We start from the raw sequence: 17,697 nt of genomic DNA, 5'->3' as shown, positions 1-17,697 counted from the left end.
ATACACCACCGTTATTCTGTTTTAATACCACTTGCATTTAAATCTTTTTTCATAGCAGCAGCTAATCGTCCATCTTTTAACGATTCAGCGGTATTCTTCATAAATGGGCGAGGTTTTCCATAACCATAACCGTATTTATCTGGATACGTGTACCCTTGACCAGTCTCAACAACCGTGGCAACATCCTTACTGTTGTCTTCACGGGTATTGTCTAATGAAATTCCGTTAGATTCGTTTTGAATGACAAAGGAGTCCTTCAAAAGAGTTGTACGTTCATATTCAAGGGGATCGTAGGCGTCATATACATCAGATTGTACATGCTCTTGACCCGTTTTAATCATCGTATTTTTTGTGCTGGATTGTTTTTGAACGGCTTGCTTTGCGGCAAATTCAATTAGTGCTGCTATTTCTTTTATGTTCTTGGCCATTATTCAGCCTCTTGTTCATTTTCAACCTCTTCGACCTTATTAAGGATGAGATCATTTATTTCTTCAGGAGATATGTTTGAAAGCTTGTCTAAATTCTCTTGCATCATCTTTGTTGCTTCTCCAAATTTCTTCATGCTTTCTTCAGGGAAGCTACTAATAATCAATGGGAAAAATTCAGAGTCCACAAGCTTAACAAACCACTTAACTTTGTTTTTGATATCACTTGGAATACCCAAGTCTGTAAATTCTTTAATTAGTGAAAAGAATCCCCATTGAACAGGATTTATGCTTTTAAAGTCAATGTTTTTTTCTTGAGCATTTTGTGGATCCGTAATTAATTCAGTAAGCATTTTGGTTAAGCGGGTAGGGGAGAAGTACGGGTAAATAAAAACATGAACGTCATCAGTTAGTTGAACTCGTTCTTTCTTGTCATATTTACTTACACTTTCTTCGATTAACCCAAGATTTAATTTTTTCGATGCCATTTCAATTCCTCCTCATATATCCTCTGCACACATTAAAAAAGACACCTCAAAAGGGGAGAGGTGTCTAAATAAAACTTGTATTTTATTTATAATCTTCTTTTAGAACTTTCTCTGTATAAGCTGGGTTATTTGTAAATAGTCCATCCACTTTCAACTTAAGCATTTTGGATGTGAGTGCTCTTTCTTTATCAGCGTTAAAAAACACATGTACTTTCATATTGTTTTTGTGGACTAAATCAACAAAACCTTTATCAACAAATTTTGCATTAGGGCCAACAACATTAGAATAATTTTTTATTTCGTTTAGCTTTGATTTGCTCATCGGCTTAATGTCTTCATCTTTCAAAAGTTGAACAAGAGGAACATCATTGTTTAGCTTATGTAACTTCTTTAGACTTTTGTCACTAAATGACTCTAAAACAACTTTGTTATTAGCGATTAGTTTATTTTTAGAGAGTATGTCAATTAACTTTTTCTCCATTACCAATTTGCCTTTGTTGTTTGTTCTAGTCTCGATATAATACTTTGTTGTTTGTCCAAACTTCTTAATGATTTCTTCAATCGTTAAGATCTTTTGTCCTTTTCTAGTATGTAGCTTTTTAATCTGGTCTAATGTAAGATCTTCAACTTCTCCTTTACCGTTTGTGGTTCGATCAACAGTCTTGTCATGGTTTGCGACTAGGTGACCGTCTTTGGTTTGTCGTAAATCAATTTCAATGTAGTCTGCTTTGTCTTTTATTGCTCGTTCATAGGAGAGTAGGGTATGTTCTGGCTCAATTTCCGAGGCGCCTCTGTGTGCAATCATTAGCGGCTCGTATTTTTTACTGCTTCCTTTCCCATAACCTAAAGCTGATGAATCAACTTCGTTAAATGAACATCCTCCTAGTATGGCTAAAGCAATAGTTAATGTTATCAATTTTATTTTTTTCATGACCTAAAATTATCATAATTAGGTAGTTGGTTCAATATATTTCTTTCCAACAATTTCTTCGTACTGTTCTGGTGTAATTTTTCCTTTTACTACAGCTTGCGCTACTCGATATTCATCCCACACACCATTGCCGTCGTTGTAATAATCTTTTATAAGTTCATACCAATTCATTTAAAGTACACCATCCATCATTAGTTGATATGTTAAGTCACTTAATTGTTTTTTAACCTTTTCAGCTTCCGATGGCTCGGGGACAAGTGGTTTTAAGCTGTCAATGTATTCTTTCGATGCTGACTCAATCCATTTTTTTGTTTTAGGATTGAATTTGGGAATATAAAGACCATCGGATGGAGCTATTATAGTGCAATTATCAGGAATTGGACTATCGTCTTCAAGCACAACAGGGGATTCATAAATATAATTTTCGTCATATTTGTATACTTGCATCATAATATTCTCCCTACACGGCCTTAAAACTAAAGCCGAAACTAATGTAATCATTGGGTTTGGAGGTATTTGTACAACTTTCTATAATAACTCTTCCTTCAGTATCAACAAGCGTTCTGTGAGTCTGGGGTATTCCTGACATTCCTGCTTGGGAAGCTACACCCACCCATTGAAACGCTCTTCCGGGTCTGTATCCTTCAGGCAAAGTGAATGCTGCCACTCCAAAACCAATCGTTCCTTTTGCTATAGCTCCCTCTACAAAAACAGTCCCCGTTGCATCCTTTGTATACCGAGTTTTAAACACTGTTTGGTCTGTTGAGTTAACATCTGTGTAATTAACCCATCCATTCTGTAAAGTAGGAGTGTACCATGTCATTGAAGAAACCTTGGTATCAGTATAAGTTTTAGCTGAGTTGAGTGCAGCAGTAGCTCTTGTTTGTGCTCCGTCGGTTGTTTCATGTGTTTGCCATGAAGTCCAAGTTGAATCACTCTTTCTAAATCGGAAATAAGTATGAGTTCCGTAATATGCTTCTAAAGCAAATTGGGCTATTGTATCACCATAATTCATGACAACCAAATATACATTGGGCAAGTTAGCAGGGGAGTGTAGCCCCTGGTTGGCGATTAAATAGAACCCGGTGGTAATCAAATCGTTGTATTCCGTTTTTTCAGAACTGTCTTTGTAGATTACTTTTCCATCATCGGCAGTGAGTTTGAAAAGTTGAGCAGCGTTCCATTTATCCCGATCAGATTTGTTGATATGGACATTAGTGTCATTTAGATGATTGTCAAAGTCATTTTTAGTAGCTTGTTTTACATTGTCTACATTCCCGAGCCCAACCTGTTCAGCAGTAACCTTGTGTGGGTTTGATTGATCGTTAGTATGTTCAGCTAAAAAAGACTTTGACCTTTCATCGGAGCTGTTCCAATAACTGCGCTCATCCTTTGTGATATGTCGATCCAGGTCTGCATCATGAGCGTCAAAATCCACCTTCGATGCCTGTTGGATATTATCAACCTTAGACAAACCAACTTGGCTTTTAGTAACTGCATGAGGGTTTTTCTTGTCGTCAAGATGTCCATCAAAATCCACCTTTGTGGCTTGCTCTTCATTAAGTACATTTGATAATCCGACTTGCTCTTTAGTTACATGGTGAGGGTTTTCAATGTTCAGAGTGTGCGACTTTAATTCTGAATTTTGCTTTTCCATGAACTCATCGACCTTATCGGATAAACGTTTTTCATGATCAGACATGTGAGATTCAGTTCTGAAAAATTGATCTTTAAGGTTATTGATTTGTACATTGTTTTGTTTGAGCTGACCTACAAATTTACTGCTACTCATTAACTCACCGCGATTCCTTTAACCGTAACATCTCCATTTACGGAAATGACCTCAACCATGAATTTGAAAAGCCCCGCAATATCGAAATCCCAGTTTTCATTTGTATTCAATGTGCCCGTACCTAATTGAAAATCAGTTTTGTTTGTTCCAGCAATTTCTGTCTTTTCACCATTTTCATCTACGGCAAAGAATTTTATTTCTCTTGAAGTTGAGGAACCAGAGATCTTAACAGTAATATCCCGATAATGTGATACTACAAATTCTTCACCTTCAGACGGGGCAGTTGTTGCTTCGTGGAATGTAAAGGTTGCTTTATCTGGAATGGTTTTTAAAATATTTTCATCGGTTTCTGTCAACAACTCCACCTCCTAAATCTGTTTAAAAACTGACTTTTATTTAAAAAGGAGAGGGGAAGAATCCCCTCAAATTATTTAGCTTCAAACACTCTTACATCTCTGTCAGTACCGTCATTAATCACATAGACATAAAGTGTTTTGCCAGCAGCAACAGGCACCGAAAAAGGTTTGTCGCCGGCGGTCAATGGGATACCTGTATCAGCAGTCACAGTAGAGTTTCCAATGTAAATCGTGCCTTCTGCAGGAGGATAAATAGTAAGGGCTAAAGAAAAATAATTAGCACATGAAAAAGGAGATTTCTATTTTAGAACTCCTTTTTCATATTAGAAGGTGCCTATGTCAGTATTGATTCAGAAATACTCATAGAATAAAAAAACCCATCTTTAAAGATGAGCGTAAACGTAGAAGTATGTACATTTCAGTTATGAACCATGTCGAGAAAATGATCAATCACAATAGAGGACATTCCTAAAGCGGGTGCATTTTTTCCTAGGATAGATGGTAATAATTCATAGCTATTGTCTAAATGGGAATAAACCCTGGATGACACTTCACTTTTAATTGAATGTAAAACCATAGGATGCGATTCAATGATGCTGTTTCTTAAAATGATGGCTTGCGGATTAAATGTATTTAGAATATTGGTCAGGCCTATTCCTAAATAGAAACCAAAATTTTGTAATGCCTGTAAAGTTCCAACATCATTCAGATGGGCGAGGTCTATGATATCTTGGCTGGACACTTTTTTCTCTTTCGTCTGAAGAGATGTTAATAAAGCCTTCTCTGAAGCATACAATTCCCAGCAGCCTCGGTTTCCGCAGCTGCATTTAGGACCCTTAAAGTCTATTGTCATATGTCCCATTTCTCCAGAGAATCCGCCAACCCCTCTATATAAATGATTGTTGATTATAACGCCGATCCCTATTCCTGTACCGATACTTGCATAAATCATGTTATCGTGATTTTTTGCAGCTCCAAATACTTTCTCTCCATATGCGCCGGCATTTGCCTCATTTTCAATAAAAACGGGCACATTGAACTTCTCTCGGATGAAAGATTTTAAGTCAATATCTCTCCAGTTGGAGTTCGGAGTGAAAACAATTTTTTGATTTTTGTCAATCAGCCCGGGCACGCAAATACCTATACCAATAAGCCCGTACGGAGATTGGGACATATGCGTAATAAAGTGATGAATCATCTCAATTAAAATATCTTTAGTGATTTCTGGAGAATTGCATTCCAAACGATGGTGTTGATCAAGGACGATCGTCCCTTCAAGATCTGTTAAAATGCCATTAACATAATCCACGCCAACATCTATTCCTACGGAGTATCCTGCTTTTTTATTAAAAACAAGCATGACAGGTCTTCTGCCGCCGCTGGATTGTCCCTGACCTATTTCAAATACGAGGTTTTCTTTCATTAATGTGTTTACCTGTGACGAAACAGTTGATTTATTTAATCCGGTCATTTCAGATAATTTTGCTCTTGAAATAGGAGAATTCTTAAGTATTTCGTTTAGTAATAACTTTTGGTTAACTTTTTTGACAAAGGCTTGATCAGCGATATCCACTTCATCCACTCCATTTGTATAATCTTTAAATTAAGTTGAACGTTCTGTGTTATCGTGCGAAACGCAGTACATAGCGAATCCAACCTTTATTATATCTAATGTGTTCGTAAAAAACTAAAAAAAATATTGAAAATACTGATGAGGTTATATAAGATGAAAATAAGTTAGTTTGTTTAGGCAACAAACTAAAGTATAACATGACATAAAAGCATTTGTATTTGAATGATCATGTTTAGAATTTATTTTTAAGGGGGAAATCACACATGGCTCACTCTCATTCCGGTTCAGTCAACTATTTTGAAAGCGTAAACAAAGTGATTTACGAAGGGAAAGAATCCACGAATCCTTTAGCATTTAAATACTATAATTCTCAAGAAGTAATTGGCGGAAAAACGATGAAAGAGCATTTGCGATTTTCTATTGCCTATTGGCATACATTTACCGCTGACGGAACAGACATTTTTGGCGCAGCTACGATGCAGAGACCGTGGGATCACTATAAAGGCATGGATCTGGCGAGAGCGAGGGTAGATGCAGCGTTTGAGCTGTTTGAAAAACTGGATGCGCCATTTTTTGCTTTTCATGACCGGGATATCGCACCTGAAGGAAGTACGTTAAAAGAGACAAATCAAAATCTGGATATAATCGTGGACATGATAAAAGACTACATGAGAACCAGCGGCGTTAAGTTATTATGGAATACTGCAAACATGTTTACGAATCCCCGTTTCGTCCATGGTGCGGCGACTTCTTGTAATGCAGATGTATTTGCGTATGCCGCAGCCCAAGTAAAAAAAGGATTAGAAACAGCAAAAGAGCTTGGCGCGGAGAACTATGTATTTTGGGGCGGACGTGAAGGGTACGAAACTTTGTTAAATACCGATTTAAAATTTGAGCTTGATAATATGGCCAGATTTATGCATATGGCAGTGGATTATGCGAAGGAAATCGGGTATACAGGGCAGTTTTTGATTGAACCAAAACCAAAAGAGCCGACCACCCATCAATATGATACGGACGCAGCAACAACCATTGCCTTTTTAAAGCAATATGGCTTAGACAATCATTTTAAATTAAATCTCGAAGCCAACCATGCCACATTAGCCGGGCATACATTCGAACATGAATTACGCATGGCGAGAGTGCATGGTCTGCTTGGCTCTGTTGACGCGAATCAGGGTGATCCCCTTTTAGGCTGGGACACAGATGAATTTCCGACAGATTTATATTCTGCGACATTAGCAATGTACGAAATCCTGCAAAATGGCGGTCTTGGAAGCGGCGGATTAAACTTTGACGCAAAGGTCAGAAGATCTTCTTTTGAGCCTGATGATTTACTATATGCCCATGTTGCAGGGATGGATACATTTGCAAGAGGGTTGAAAGCCGCCCACAAATTAATCGAAGATCGTGTGTTTGAAGATGTGATTCAACACCGTTACCGCAGTTTTACTGAAGGGATTGGTCTTGAAATTGCAGAAGGAAGAGCTGATTTTAAGACACTTGAGCAATATGCGCTGAACAATCAGCCAATTAAAAACGAATCAGGGAGACAGGAGCGGTTAAAAGCGATATTAAACCAATACATTTTACAGGTATAATGAAAAAAGAAGCTCCAGATCCCGCTGTAAAAAGATGCAGGCAGCCAAGTTCCCGGAATTGCCCGTCATGAAGTTACTGTTATGGCGGGTCATTTCAATGGGGATCTATTTAGAGAGGAAGGAGTGAAAAAATGAAGTATGTCATTGGAATAGATCTTGGAACGAGTGCCGTTAAAACCATTTTAGTCAATCAAAACGGCAAGGTTTGTGCAGAAACGTCCAAAAGTTACCCGCTCATCCAAGAGAAGGCGGGATATAGTGAGCAAAATCCTGAAGACTGGGTGCAGCAAACAATTGAAGCATTGGCTGAATTGATTTCGATATCCAACGTTCAAGCCGGGGATATTGACGGGATAAGCTATTCGGGACAAATGCATGGGTTAGTACTGCTTGACCAAGATCGGCGGGTGCTGCGTCATGCGATTCTTTGGAATGATACCAGAACGACGCCTCAATGTAGCAGGATAACCGAGACATTTGGCGATCATCTGCTTGATATCACAAAAAACCGTGTCCTTGAAGGGTTTACATTACCTAAAATGTTATGGGTGAAGGAACATGAGCCAGAACTTTTTCACAAAACCGCTGTTTTTTTGCTTCCGAAAGACTATGTGAGATTCCGCATGACTGGCGCCATTCACACCGAATACTCCGATGCGGCGGGAACGTTACTTTTACATATGACCCGCAAAGAGTGGAGCGATGAGATTTGCAATCAATTTGGTATTTCGGCGGAAATTTGTCCTCCGCTTGTTGAATCCCATGACTGTGTAGGATCGCTGCTTCCGAGCGTTGCGGCGAAGACAGGGCTGTTGGAAAAAACAAAAGTGTACGCCGGGGGAGCAGATAATGCTTGCGGTGCTGTCGGAGCCGGTATTCTTTCTTCCGGAAAAACGTTATGCAGCATTGGGACGTCAGGAGTCATACTTTCCTGTGAGGAAGACAAAGAAAGAGATTTTAAAGGGAAAGTGCACTTTTTTAATCATGGAAAAAAGGATTCTTTTTATACGATGGGGGTCACGCTCGCTGCAGGGTACAGCTTGGACTGGTTTAAAAAAACGTTTGCGCCAAACGAATCGTTTGAACAATTATTGCGGGGAGTGGAATCTGTTCCGATAGGAGCAAATGGACTGCTGTACACTCCTTACTTAGTCGGTGAAAGAACGCCGCATGCTGATTCTTCTATTCGGGGAAGCTTGATCGGAATGGACGGAGCCCACAAAAGAGAGCACTTTTTGAGGGCGATAATGGAAGGCATCACATTCTCTTTATATGAATCAATTGAGCTATTCCGCGAAGCGGGAAAATCAGTTGATACGGTTGTCTCTATTGGCGGGGGGGCTAAAAATGAAACGTGGCTTCAAATGCAAGCTGATATTTTCAATACGAGGGTGGTTAAGTTAGAGAATGAACAAGGTCCCGCCATGGGGGCTGCGATGTTAGCTGCCTTCGGAAGCGGGTGGTTTGACTCTCTTGAAGAATGTGCAGAGCAGTTCATTCATGAAGCAGCTGCATTTTATCCAAAAGAACAAAATGTTCAAAAATATAAAACACTATTCGAGTTGTATAAGAACATTTACGTTCACACAAAAGATCTCAATACAGCTTTAAAGAGCTTTAGACAAAAATGAAGAAAGAACCTCGCCAAATTGGCCAGGTTCTTTTTATATTGCACAAAAACAGACACGGTGATATAATCAGAACACGCGTGCTTTTTGTGTGAAAAGTCATAGTTATCCATCTTATATTATGATTATATCATGCTGAAAAGCTCTTGTCAAATTTTTTTGAAGGGGAGATATAGAATGAGTTCTTTGGTTCTCGGCATTCACGAAATTGAAAAAACACAGCCTTTGCTCGTTGGAGGAAAAGGGTTACATTTAGGGGAATTATCAAAAATTCAAGGAATACAAGTACCGGAAGGATTTTGTGTCACAACCGCAGGATATCAAAAAGCCATTGAACAAAATGAAACATTACAAGCGCTGTTGGATCAACTGACCATGCTGAAAGTGGAGAATCGGGATCAAATTGGTGAAGTCAGCAAAAAAATCCGGCAAACCATTATGGAAACAGAAATTCCTTCAGATGTAGTCAAAGCAGTTGCTTGCCATCTCTCCCGGTTCGGCGAAGAACATGCCTATGCCGTACGTTCCAGTGCGACAGCTGAGGATTTACCGCATGCCTCTTTTGCCGGTCAACAAGACACCTATTTAAATATTACCGGCGTCGATGCGATCTTGAAGCATATCAGTAAATGTTGGGCGTCTCTATTTACGGATCGCGCGGTCATTTACCGTATGCAAAATGGATTTGATCACAGCCAAGTTTATTTATCCGTTATCATCCAAAGGATGGTGTTCCCTCAGGCTTCGGGAATTTTATTTACCGCTGATCCGATAACCGGAAACCGAAAGCTGCTATCCATCGATGCCGGTTTTGGACTTGGTGAAGCACTTGTCTCCGGCTTAGTCTCTGCCGATTGTTATAAAGTACAGGACGGGCAAATCGTCGATAAGAGAATAGAAACTAAAAAATTGGCTATCTATGGACGAAAAGAAGGCGGAACAGAAACACAGGAGATCGCTCTTGATCAGCAAAAGATTCAAACACTGACTGATGAACAAATTTTACAGCTGGCACGTATCGGGAGACAGATCGAAGCTCATTTCGGCCAGCCGCAAGATATCGAATGGTGTTTGGACCGCGATACTTTTTATATTGTTCAAAGTCGTCCGATCACAACGTTATACCCCGTTCCTGAAGCGAACGATCAAGAAAATCACGTCTATATCTCTGTTGGTCATCAGCAAATGATGACGGATCCCATAAAACCCCTTGGATTGTCTTTTTTTCTGTTGACGACTGCTGCACCCATGCGTAAAGCCGGCGGAAGGCTATTCGTTGATGTCACACATCAACTGGCATCTCCTAATGTCAGAGAAGTTTTCTTAAAAGGCATGGGGCAGCACGATCCGCTCTTAAAAGACGCACTTATGACCATAATAGAGCGAGATGATTTCATTAAGCCGATACCTGATAAAACGGCACCGATTCCCGGCAAAGGCAATGCAGATATGCCGGAACAAGCTGAAAACGATCCGGCAATTGTTTCTGATTTGATTAAGAGCAGTCAGGCATCGATAGAAGAGTTAAAACAAAACATCCAGACGAAATCAGGATCTGATTTATTTCGTTTTATTTTGGAAGATATCCAGGAATTAAAGAAGATTCTATTTAACCCGAAAAGTTCGGTGTTGATTCGAACTGCAATGGATGCTTCATCATGGATTAACGAAAAAATGAACGAGTGGTTAGGTGAAAAAAACGCAGCAGATACGCTTTCTCAATCTGTACCCCATAATATTACCTCAGAAATGGGGCTTGCGCTATTGGACGTCGCCGATGTGATCCGCCCTTATCCAGAAGTAATTGCCTATTTAGAGAATGTAAAAGATGATCACTTTTTGGATGGGCTGGTGACGTTTGAAGGCGGGCGGGAAACCCGTGACGCTATCTATGCTTATCTCAGCAAGTACGGAATGCGATGTGCCGGAGAAATTGATATGACAAGAACTCGATGGAGCGAAAAACCAACTGCACTTGTCCCTATGATTCTTAATAATCTCAAAAACTTTGAGCCAAATGCCAGCCAGCGGAAATTTGAGCAAGGGCGGCAGGAGGCGTTGAAGAAAGAACAAGAGTTATTAGACCGATTGAAGCAATTACCGGGTGGTGAACAAAAAGCCAAAGAAACCAAACGAATGATCCGCATCATCCGGAACTTCAGCGGGTTCAGAGAATATCCAAAATACGGCATGATCAGCCGCTACTTCGTTTATAAGCAGGCTTTATTGAAAGAAGCCGAACAACTCGCAGAAGCGGGCGTTATTCATGAAAAAGAAGACATATACTATCTCACTTTTGAAGAACTTCAGGAAGTCGTACGCTCAAATAAATTGGATTACCAAATCATCAGCACACGAAAAGGCGAGTACCAAGTATATGAAAAACTAGCTCCGCCGCGTGTTATCACGTCTGACGGTGAAATCGTTACAGGCGAGTACAAACGAGAAAATCTCCCCTCCGGAGCGATTGCAGGGCTGCCCGTTTCCTCGGGAGTCATAGAGGGGCGGGCACGGGTTATTTTAAACATGGAAGATGCCGATTTGGAAGATGGAGATATATTAGTTACCTCCTATACTGATCCCAGCTGGACGCCATTGTTTGTATCCATAAAAGGCCTGGTCACTGAAGTTGGCGGACTGATGACCCATGGAGCGGTTATCGCGCGTGAATACGGCTTACCTGCAGTTGTTGGTGTTGAAAATGCAACCCAATTGATAAAAGATGGGCAGCGAATCCGCGTTCATGGAACAGAAGGCTCTATTGAAATATTATAATAGCGGGGGTGTGCAGCACGTCACCAGATATTTCCTGCATTTTACTAAGAAAAGCCGGAACCTCTTAGAGGAGGAATCCGGCTTTTTTTATGTGAAAGCCATTTTGCTTAACAATTATTTATATGAATGGTAGCGTTTTATTAAAGAGAGAAGGTGATTTATGAGATGGTCTGTTTGATATGTAGTATTGGTGCCGGATGACAATTATTTTTTTACAAAGGGGTTATTTTCATGAACAAGTCTTGTGTTAAAGATGAGACAAGTCTGGTGTCTTTGAGACAGAAAAGTCTGCAGAAGATAAAACGGGCTCATCATCAAACATGATGAGTGCTAAGGGTTGGACTGGATGTGTATCAGATTGTTTATGCGATAAGAATATTAGCCAATGGGCAATCACTGGTTTAACTATTTTATGTGGAACTGCTTGCTATGCTTGTATAAATACTGCAGGTATTATTGGTGTCAATGCAAGCTTTGATTGGGAGAAATGTAAATGATTAATATTTTAAGTAAGATACTATTTATTTTGTCTGGTTGCGCATTGTTGATCTTTGGGATCATTTTAAAGAATGGATCAATGGCTTTTGGATTGTTCGCCTTAATATTCATAGCGGCAATATTAGTCCGAGTATTTCATAAAAGATCTGAAAAGGATTAGCAGCCGTAGGCAGGGGAAGAAACTCTCCTGCTTATGAAAAAACTTCAGAGTAAAAATAAAATGTTTATTTTAAATGGATTTGTTTTCAAAAGTAAAAACGCCATAAAACTTCTTATGGCGTCTGTCCGAACTAAGGGATGCAATGTTTGGGAGACGAATATGAATCGTCAATGTGCTAAAAAAGGAATGCAGCACCTACAATGATTAACAAAATGAATAGTACAACGATCAATACGAAAGAGTTTCCGCCATAATTTCCACCGTAATTCCCACCGTAGTATCCCATATTGCCACCTCCTGTTGTTAGGATATACATAATATGCCGGACGGTAAATTTCGACATAGATTTAAGTCTAAATAAGAAAAAATGGATGTTATGTCTAAAATGAAGAGCTTCTAAGACAATAAAATAATGGGAGGTTAACTGAAAGAGAGAAATGGATGGGACGGTTTGCTGTTTAAAGAGGAGGGATATGGCTAAACATGCAATAAAACTGTGTATGAAAGTGGCTCTGCATGAAGTTACTTCATCATGCAGAGCCACATACGAAGAGATTCAGGGAAATTATAGTTAACGAAAATATTCATCATTTCCCGGGCAAGCGCAGTATACGACAAATCAAAACAAATCACAAAGGGACGGAAGGTACGATACAAGGAGCCTGCTTGCGGGTTTGTGGTGCCGATAAAGTTTCCATTTCAAAAAGGTCATATGTTTATTCGACACTTTACGTTTATTCCTGCAGAATGCTTGTAAAAGAAAGTCGGCAAAACTGCCAACTTTCCTAACGGAATTTAGATCTCAACAGATCTAAAGAAACCATCGACACTATCACCGGTGCCGCTATCATATTTCAGGATGTATTCTCCTTTTTGGTTAACGCTGAATTCTTGAATGAACGTTTTCCCCGCATTTAATGTCGTAGAGGATAAGAGTGTATTCCCATTAGGATAATTAATGGTGAATTTGAAAGATTTGCTGCCGTCATTCGCAACAAAAACTCTGATTTTTCCTGGAGAGCTGCCTTGATAGTTGAATGAAACCTTACCGGTACCGCCAGAAAAAGGCTGACACGCAATATACGGAGCGTCACATGACCAACCAGCAGGTTTCATGATTTTATCTTGATTTGGCGAAGGTTTTGCAGAAACATCTGCAGTCCCCATTAATGGAATTAACCCAAAAGCAAGAGCGCCGGCAATAATTTTCTGGGGCAAGGAGTATTTCTTTAACGTGAAACTTTTATAAAGCATTAACGTATTACTTTATAAAGGTAAATAAGGAGGCTTCTGAATGGGATTAAAAAATTTCTTTAATACTGAGTTAAAATGCTCTATCTGCGGAAAAACATTAAAATCAGGGGATGAGATAACAGCTTATCTTACACTTCCGAGTGAGAAGAAGATGCCTGTGGGGAGAATGGACAAAGTGTTAAGCAAACACTCTGATAAGGTCTGCTGTAAAAAGTGCAGTGAGTAGGTTTTTAGTGTTATGAGGAACCTCTGGCGGGTTTCCTCATAACAAATATCAACCAATTAAATTAGAAAAAAGCGAAATTGTGATGATTAAAGTAGATAAAGAACTGAGGGATACCAAAGGGATCATTTTTCGTTTACTTTGCTTTTTTGAAGGTTTGTTTAGCTCGTGGATCACTGCACCCCATAAAAGCATGGATGCTAAAATGATAAGACTCATATGTAACAACGCTCCTTTGTTTTTATAAATTTTACCATATATAACACAAGGATGTCGATTGACCGAACATCTCTATAAAAAGAAGATGTTTATCTAAAATTGTTGAGAGATTCAGTGAACTATTATGTAGATTAAATTGGGCGTCAAATTACTCAGTGAAGATGAAGCTGTATACATAAGCAAAGGTTCAACAGGCGTTTTATTGAATATCAGATGAAGCAATAGAAGGGTTTATCGGTGTCGCAAAGTATAAAGCATATGGTAATTCGCGTATTATGCGGTTAGGTGAAAAAATTAAGCTTTCTGCGTGGTATCTTGAAGTGACAGGAGGTGAGCGGCATAAATGTGTCAGAGCAAAAAGAGCACTTCCAATTCTAATAAGGAAAGGAATTGAGAATTGAAATTAGAACGTTTGTTATCAATCATATTCAAGCTCTTACATAATGAAATTTTATCTGCTTCCAGTTTAGCTGATGAATTTCAAGTATCAACGCGGACAGTTTATAGAGACATCGAAGCGATTTGTGCAGCTGGAATACCAGTCGTTTCATACCAAGGGGCTAACGGCGGTTTTGGGATAATGAGAGGATACAAATTTGATAAAAGTTTAATCGGTTCTCATGATGTATTGAATTTAATTACAGTATTAAGCAGTTTGTCGAGTGTTTTTGAAGATAAGGAAGTTGAACACACGATAGATAGATTAAAATCTCTGGATACAAGCGAAAGCAGCAGGACTTTGTATGTTAACTTGGAAAGCCTTAGAACAGAACCGAATTCATTAATCCGGCTGCGAAAAGCTATACAGGAAAAAAAGGCAGTACGCTTTGATTATGTCAGTAATAAAAATGAATTTACATCACGTGAAGTAGAACCTATCCACCTTCAGTATAAGTTTCGTAGTTGGTATGTATATGGCTTCTGCAGAGAACGTCAAGATGATAGAGAATTTAGAGTATCACGTATGATGAATATAACGCTTACTCAAGAAGAGTTTTTGCGCAGTCACAAAGTGAAAGATGAACCATCTTATTCAGAATCCGACCTGGGAGGGTTTGCGGATGTAGTCATTTGGGTTAATCCTAATTCCATAGCTAAAGTATTAGATCAATTTCAGAACGCTTCAAAAGTCATGAACAGAGATGGAAGTATGACGTTTACAATCTCTGTGTATCGGCCTCAGCATGCCGGATGGCTTAAATCAATTCTTTTGAGCTTTGGCAGTGGCGCTAAAATTATAAAACCGGTGGAACTTCAATCAATTTTAATGGATGAAGCTGAAAAAATAATGAAAATTTATAAAGATGTATGACAATCTGCTGTCATATATCTTTTTTTATAATCACAAGTATCAACTTTAAAGGAGAGATGTTAAATGAACCATGCGAAAAATATGTATCAGTACCATGTTTGGGCGAATAAAGCGTTATTAGAAAGAATAAAGGAATTACCAAATGACGTCATGCATAAAGAGGTTCACAGTTCATATCCTACAATTGTTCAAACGTTCAGTCACATTTGCGCGGTGGATGTTATGTGGCTGCAAGTACTTAAAGGAATAGACATGCAGGAAGCATTGGAAGGTTCTATGGCTTATGCAGAAAGGGCTCATTTATATTCTGCAGATGAATTTGCGGCGTCTTATGAAGAACTGGCTTCACAGTTTGAAGAATGGATGAATAGCCAAACAGATTTAGAACAAAAAATGAACTTAAATAATCCTTGGTTAGGTTACAGAGAAACTGCTTACTCAGAAATTTTATTCCATGTTGCCAATCACGGAACTTATCATCGGGGCAGCATAACAACTATGTTAAGACAGCAGGGCTACGCTTCGGCAATGAATGACCTTGCATTATATTGGTATCAGGGTTAGTTCAGGCAGTACTCGCAAAATGAATGTCCGCTGAATGGTCTGTAGAGCTTCTTATCTGAACTAAATGACAAAGTCTCATTCAGTCTGGGTGGGGCGCTGAGCAAGAATCGAGATCAAAGGCTGCCGTATCATTCCCGGCAGCCTTAATGATTAGGAAGTAAAATCGATAACCATGCGGCCGGTCACTTTACCTTGCTCCATTTCTTCAAAAATATCATTCACATCTTCGATCGGGCGCTTTGTCACTTTAGGTACAACTTTACCGTCTGCGGCAAATTGAAAAGCTTCCTTCAAATCTTCTCTGGTACCTACTAATGAACCTACTACCTGAATCCCATCTAACACGAGACGGGGAATATCTAAATCCATTTTGTCCACCGGTAAACCGACAGCGACTACACGGGCTCCTGCTTTTACAACATCAATCGCTTGATTGAAAGGGGTTTTAGAGACAGCCGTGATGACCACAGCATCAAGCCCTGAATCGTTAGTCACTTCTTTTGCTTTAGCGACGGGGTCTTCGTTTAAACTGTTTACAACCGCATCAGCGCCTAAGCTCTTAGCAAAATTCAATTTTTCATCGCTAATGTCGAAAGCGATCACTTTAGCGTTAAAGACGTTTTTTGCATATTGAACAGCCAAGTTGCCTAAACCGCCGACTCCAAATACACCAATCCATTGACCTGGCTTAATTTCACTGACTTTAACGGCTTTATAAGTTGTTACACCTGCACAAGTAATGCTGCTTGCTGCTGCAGGGTCTAAATTTTCCGGCACCTTTATTGCATAATCAACCGCTACGATTGCTTCTTCTGCCATTGCGCCGTCAACTGTATAGCCGGCATTTTTTACATCGCGGCACAAGGTTTCACGGCCAGTTAGGCAATATTCACAGCAGCTGCAGCTTTCAAACATCCAGGCAATAGAGACGCGGTCGCCCTTTTTCAGGCTTGTTACACCTTCACCAATCTCAGTTACAATGCCGATTCCCTCATGACCTAAAGTGACGCCTGTAACATCCCCGAAATCAGCATTTTTAACATGTAAGTCAGTATGACATACACCGCAGTATTCCATCTTAACTTTGGCTTCACCATGTCGCAAAGGACGTAATTCTTTTTGTACGATCGCTATACTTTTGTCTTTTGTTGCTACTACTGCTTTCAAATCATACACCCCTTTCAAATATTAGCAGAAAATTTTTACTTATCTTACAATTTAGCACACTGCCCTTCTTTTGAAAACCCTTACATTTTTTGCGGACAAGTGTCTCTATAAAAATTGAGGGAGCTGTGCAGGGAGGATTCTATGGATGATTTGTCATCTCCAAATGCATAGAATTTACATATATACATGAATGGATACGTTTTCAAAGGAGGCCTTTTTTTGAGCGATAAAAAGCTGACGGAAGATAAATTTGACAATCACCGGCTCACTAAGTTTTTGCCCTTATCAGCCCTAACCCTGTTACATCATTTAATCCGGTTCAAAGATACCCTAAAATAATGCTGTTATCACAAATGGTGTACGAATTGCACCGAATCGGTTCGTTCCTCCAGGTGCCGACATAGATACACAAAAAAAGCTGACAGACTCAGACGAGTGACAAAAGAGGAACGTGAATTTACATTGGAAGTGCAGCGCGTAAATCAAGAATTTCCCGCTTCTTATAAAGCGTTATTACAAGAAGGGTTGAAGGTGAGCAGGGCGGCGGATTAAAACTGATCTTCCCGCAAATTTATTCCAATAGGACTGACAGGCATAAAAATAAAATGATAAAGCTTCGCGAATGAGCCTAAAAGCGGCTCTTTTATAATTCGCCTTTAACGCTTTAATGGAGAAATGCAGCACTTATGGTTCTGCTGGATAAGACAACTTTTCTTATACAATTAGACATC

The 17,697-nt window shown here is 39.4% G+C and carries 18 protein-coding genes and 1 pseudogene; 7 read left to right on the top strand and 12 right to left on the bottom strand.

Features of this window, described 5'->3' with window-relative positions:
• Window positions 1-11: 11 nt before the first annotated feature.
• From OVA33_RS15865 to xylR, 9 genes are all read right to left on the bottom strand, one after another.
• A complete protein-coding gene (locus OVA33_RS15865) occupies window positions 12-428 on the bottom strand; it encodes a hypothetical protein (RefSeq protein ID WP_014472040.1) in 417 nt (138 codons plus the stop codon).
• Complete coding sequence (locus OVA33_RS15860; RefSeq protein ID WP_014472039.1) at window positions 428-913, bottom strand: hypothetical protein; 486 nt, start codon at window positions 911-913, stop codon at window positions 428-430. Before OVA33_RS15860 ends, OVA33_RS15865 begins: the two co-directional genes overlap by 1 nt.
• An 82-nt stretch (window positions 914-995) precedes the next feature.
• The gene (locus tag OVA33_RS15855; protein ID WP_071181785.1) at window positions 996-1,844 is read right to left on the bottom strand and encodes a glycerophosphodiester phosphodiesterase family protein; all 849 of its coding nucleotides are present in this window, start codon (window positions 1,842-1,844) and stop codon (window positions 996-998) included.
• A gap of 18 nt (window positions 1,845-1,862) precedes the next feature.
• On the bottom strand, window positions 1,863-2,015 hold the full coding sequence (locus OVA33_RS15850) for an XkdX family protein (protein WP_014470095.1): 153 nt from the start codon (window positions 2,013-2,015) through the stop codon (window positions 1,863-1,865).
• A complete protein-coding gene (locus OVA33_RS15845) occupies window positions 2,016-2,294 on the bottom strand; it encodes a hypothetical protein (protein ID WP_071181786.1) in 279 nt (92 codons plus the stop codon).
• 10 nt (window positions 2,295-2,304) lie between these two features.
• Window positions 2,305-3,636 carry a pyocin knob domain-containing protein gene (locus OVA33_RS15840; protein WP_071181787.1) on the bottom strand — a complete coding sequence of 444 codons (1,332 nt, stop codon included), beginning with the start codon at window positions 3,634-3,636 and terminating at the stop codon, window positions 2,305-2,307.
• Window positions 3,636-3,992: a hypothetical protein gene (locus OVA33_RS15835; protein WP_022553073.1), complete on the bottom strand. Its 357-nt coding sequence runs from the start codon at window positions 3,990-3,992 to the stop codon at window positions 3,636-3,638. The genes OVA33_RS15840 and OVA33_RS15835 overlap by 1 nt, the downstream gene beginning before the upstream one ends.
• A 71-nt stretch (window positions 3,993-4,063) precedes the next feature.
• Window positions 4,064-4,201: a hypothetical protein gene (locus tag OVA33_RS15830; protein ID WP_241688002.1), complete on the bottom strand. Its 138-nt coding sequence runs from the start codon at window positions 4,199-4,201 to the stop codon at window positions 4,064-4,066.
• Between the two features lie 209 nt (window positions 4,202-4,410).
• Entirely contained in the window at window positions 4,411-5,565 is a 1,155-nt protein-coding gene (xylR, locus tag OVA33_RS15825; protein WP_128974086.1) for a transcriptional repressor XylR, read from the bottom strand.
• A 263-nt stretch (window positions 5,566-5,828) separates the two neighbouring features.
• On the opposite strand from xylR, the gene xylA reads away from it, so the two are divergent.
• The 3 genes from xylA (at window position 5,829) to ppsA (ending at window position 11,569) form a co-directional block, all read left to right on the top strand.
• Window positions 5,829-7,166, top strand: coding sequence for a xylose isomerase (gene xylA / locus OVA33_RS15820; RefSeq protein WP_017417840.1), 1,338 nt, complete (start codon window positions 5,829-5,831; stop codon window positions 7,164-7,166).
• 131 nt (window positions 7,167-7,297) lie between these two features.
• Window positions 7,298-8,797 carry a xylulokinase gene (gene xylB, locus OVA33_RS15815; RefSeq protein WP_025649424.1) on the top strand — a complete coding sequence of 500 codons (1,500 nt, stop codon included), beginning with the start codon at window positions 7,298-7,300 and terminating at the stop codon, window positions 8,795-8,797.
• Between the two features lie 174 nt (window positions 8,798-8,971).
• Entirely contained in the window at window positions 8,972-11,569 is a 2,598-nt protein-coding gene (ppsA, locus tag OVA33_RS15810) for a phosphoenolpyruvate synthase (RefSeq protein WP_025649423.1), read from the top strand.
• Between the two features lie 833 nt (window positions 11,570-12,402).
• On the opposite strand, the gene OVA33_RS15805 is transcribed toward ppsA, so the two are convergent.
• Entirely contained in the window at window positions 12,403-12,513 is a 111-nt protein-coding gene (locus tag OVA33_RS15805) for a YjcZ family sporulation protein (protein WP_076983618.1), read from the bottom strand.
• Between the two features lie 509 nt (window positions 12,514-13,022).
• Entirely contained in the window at window positions 13,023-13,445 is a 423-nt protein-coding gene (locus OVA33_RS15800) for a hypothetical protein (protein ID WP_025649422.1), read from the bottom strand.
• A 76-nt stretch (window positions 13,446-13,521) separates the two neighbouring features.
• Here OVA33_RS15800 and OVA33_RS15795 point away from each other — a divergent pair, with 76 nt between their 5' ends.
• The 3 genes from OVA33_RS15795 to OVA33_RS15785 all read left to right on the top strand — a co-directional run bounded on the left by OVA33_RS15795 (window position 13,522) and on the right by OVA33_RS15785 (window position 15,799).
• A complete protein-coding gene (locus tag OVA33_RS15795) occupies window positions 13,522-13,707 on the top strand; it encodes a hypothetical protein (protein WP_003154035.1) in 186 nt (61 codons plus the stop codon).
• A 613-nt stretch (window positions 13,708-14,320) separates the two neighbouring features.
• On the top strand, window positions 14,321-15,235 hold the full coding sequence (locus OVA33_RS15790; protein ID WP_025649421.1) for a helix-turn-helix transcriptional regulator: 915 nt from the start codon (window positions 14,321-14,323) through the stop codon (window positions 15,233-15,235).
• Window positions 15,236-15,298: 63 nt separating this feature from the next.
• Complete coding sequence (locus OVA33_RS15785) at window positions 15,299-15,799, top strand: DinB family protein (RefSeq protein WP_025649420.1); 501 nt, start codon at window positions 15,299-15,301, stop codon at window positions 15,797-15,799.
• Window positions 15,800-15,949: 150 nt separating this feature from the next.
• Here the strand turns inward: OVA33_RS15785 and adhP are convergent, their stop codons facing one another.
• Window positions 15,950-16,966 carry an alcohol dehydrogenase AdhP gene (gene adhP, locus OVA33_RS15780; protein WP_017417848.1) on the bottom strand — a complete coding sequence of 339 codons (1,017 nt, stop codon included), beginning with the start codon at window positions 16,964-16,966 and terminating at the stop codon, window positions 15,950-15,952.
• Between the two features lie 337 nt (window positions 16,967-17,303).
• On the opposite strand from adhP, the pseudogene OVA33_RS20705 reads away from it, so the two are divergent.
• A pseudogene (locus OVA33_RS20705) lies at window positions 17,304-17,518 on the top strand (hypothetical protein); the annotation flags it as partial.
• Window positions 17,519-17,697 lie beyond the last annotated feature (179 nt).

Source organism: Bacillus sp. KICET-1, from assembly GCF_027721405.1.
Classification (GTDB): domain Bacteria; phylum Bacillota; class Bacilli; order Bacillales; family Bacillaceae; genus Bacillus; species Bacillus velezensis.
Note: the sequence above shows the minus strand (reverse complement) of the source record. Positions and strands in the feature narration are given on the sequence as shown.

What these genes read in the sequence shown, in the direction of transcription:
- OVA33_RS15865 (WP_014472040.1), bottom strand. Translation starts at nt 428, where the DNA reads ATGGCCAAGAACATAAAAGAAATAGCAGCACTAATTGAATTTGCCGCA.
- OVA33_RS15860 (WP_014472039.1), bottom strand. Translation starts at nt 913, where the DNA reads ATGGCATCGAAAAAATTAAATCTTGGGTTAATCGAAGAAAGTGTAAGT.
- OVA33_RS15855 (WP_071181785.1), bottom strand. Translation starts at nt 1,844, where the DNA reads ATGAAAAAAATAAAATTGATAACATTAACTATTGCTTTAGCCATACTA.
- OVA33_RS15850 (WP_014470095.1), bottom strand. Translation starts at nt 2,015, where the DNA reads ATGAATTGGTATGAACTTATAAAAGATTATTACAACGACGGCAATGGT.
- OVA33_RS15845 (WP_071181786.1), bottom strand. Translation starts at nt 2,294, where the DNA reads ATGATGCAAGTATACAAATATGACGAAAATTATATTTATGAATCCCCT.
- OVA33_RS15840 (WP_071181787.1), bottom strand. Translation starts at nt 3,636, where the DNA reads ATGAGTAGCAGTAAATTTGTAGGTCAGCTCAAACAAAACAATGTACAA.
- xylA (WP_017417840.1), top strand. Translation starts at nt 5,829, where the DNA reads ATGGCTCACTCTCATTCCGGTTCAGTCAACTATTTTGAAAGCGTAAAC.
- xylB (WP_025649424.1), top strand. Translation starts at nt 7,298, where the DNA reads ATGAAGTATGTCATTGGAATAGATCTTGGAACGAGTGCCGTTAAAACC.
- ppsA (WP_025649423.1), top strand. Translation starts at nt 8,972, where the DNA reads ATGAGTTCTTTGGTTCTCGGCATTCACGAAATTGAAAAAACACAGCCT.
- OVA33_RS15805 (WP_076983618.1), bottom strand. Translation starts at nt 12,513, where the DNA reads ATGGGATACTACGGTGGGAATTACGGTGGAAATTATGGCGGAAACTCT.
- OVA33_RS15795 (WP_003154035.1), top strand. Translation starts at nt 13,522, where the DNA reads ATGGGATTAAAAAATTTCTTTAATACTGAGTTAAAATGCTCTATCTGC.
- OVA33_RS15785 (WP_025649420.1), top strand. Translation starts at nt 15,299, where the DNA reads ATGAACCATGCGAAAAATATGTATCAGTACCATGTTTGGGCGAATAAA.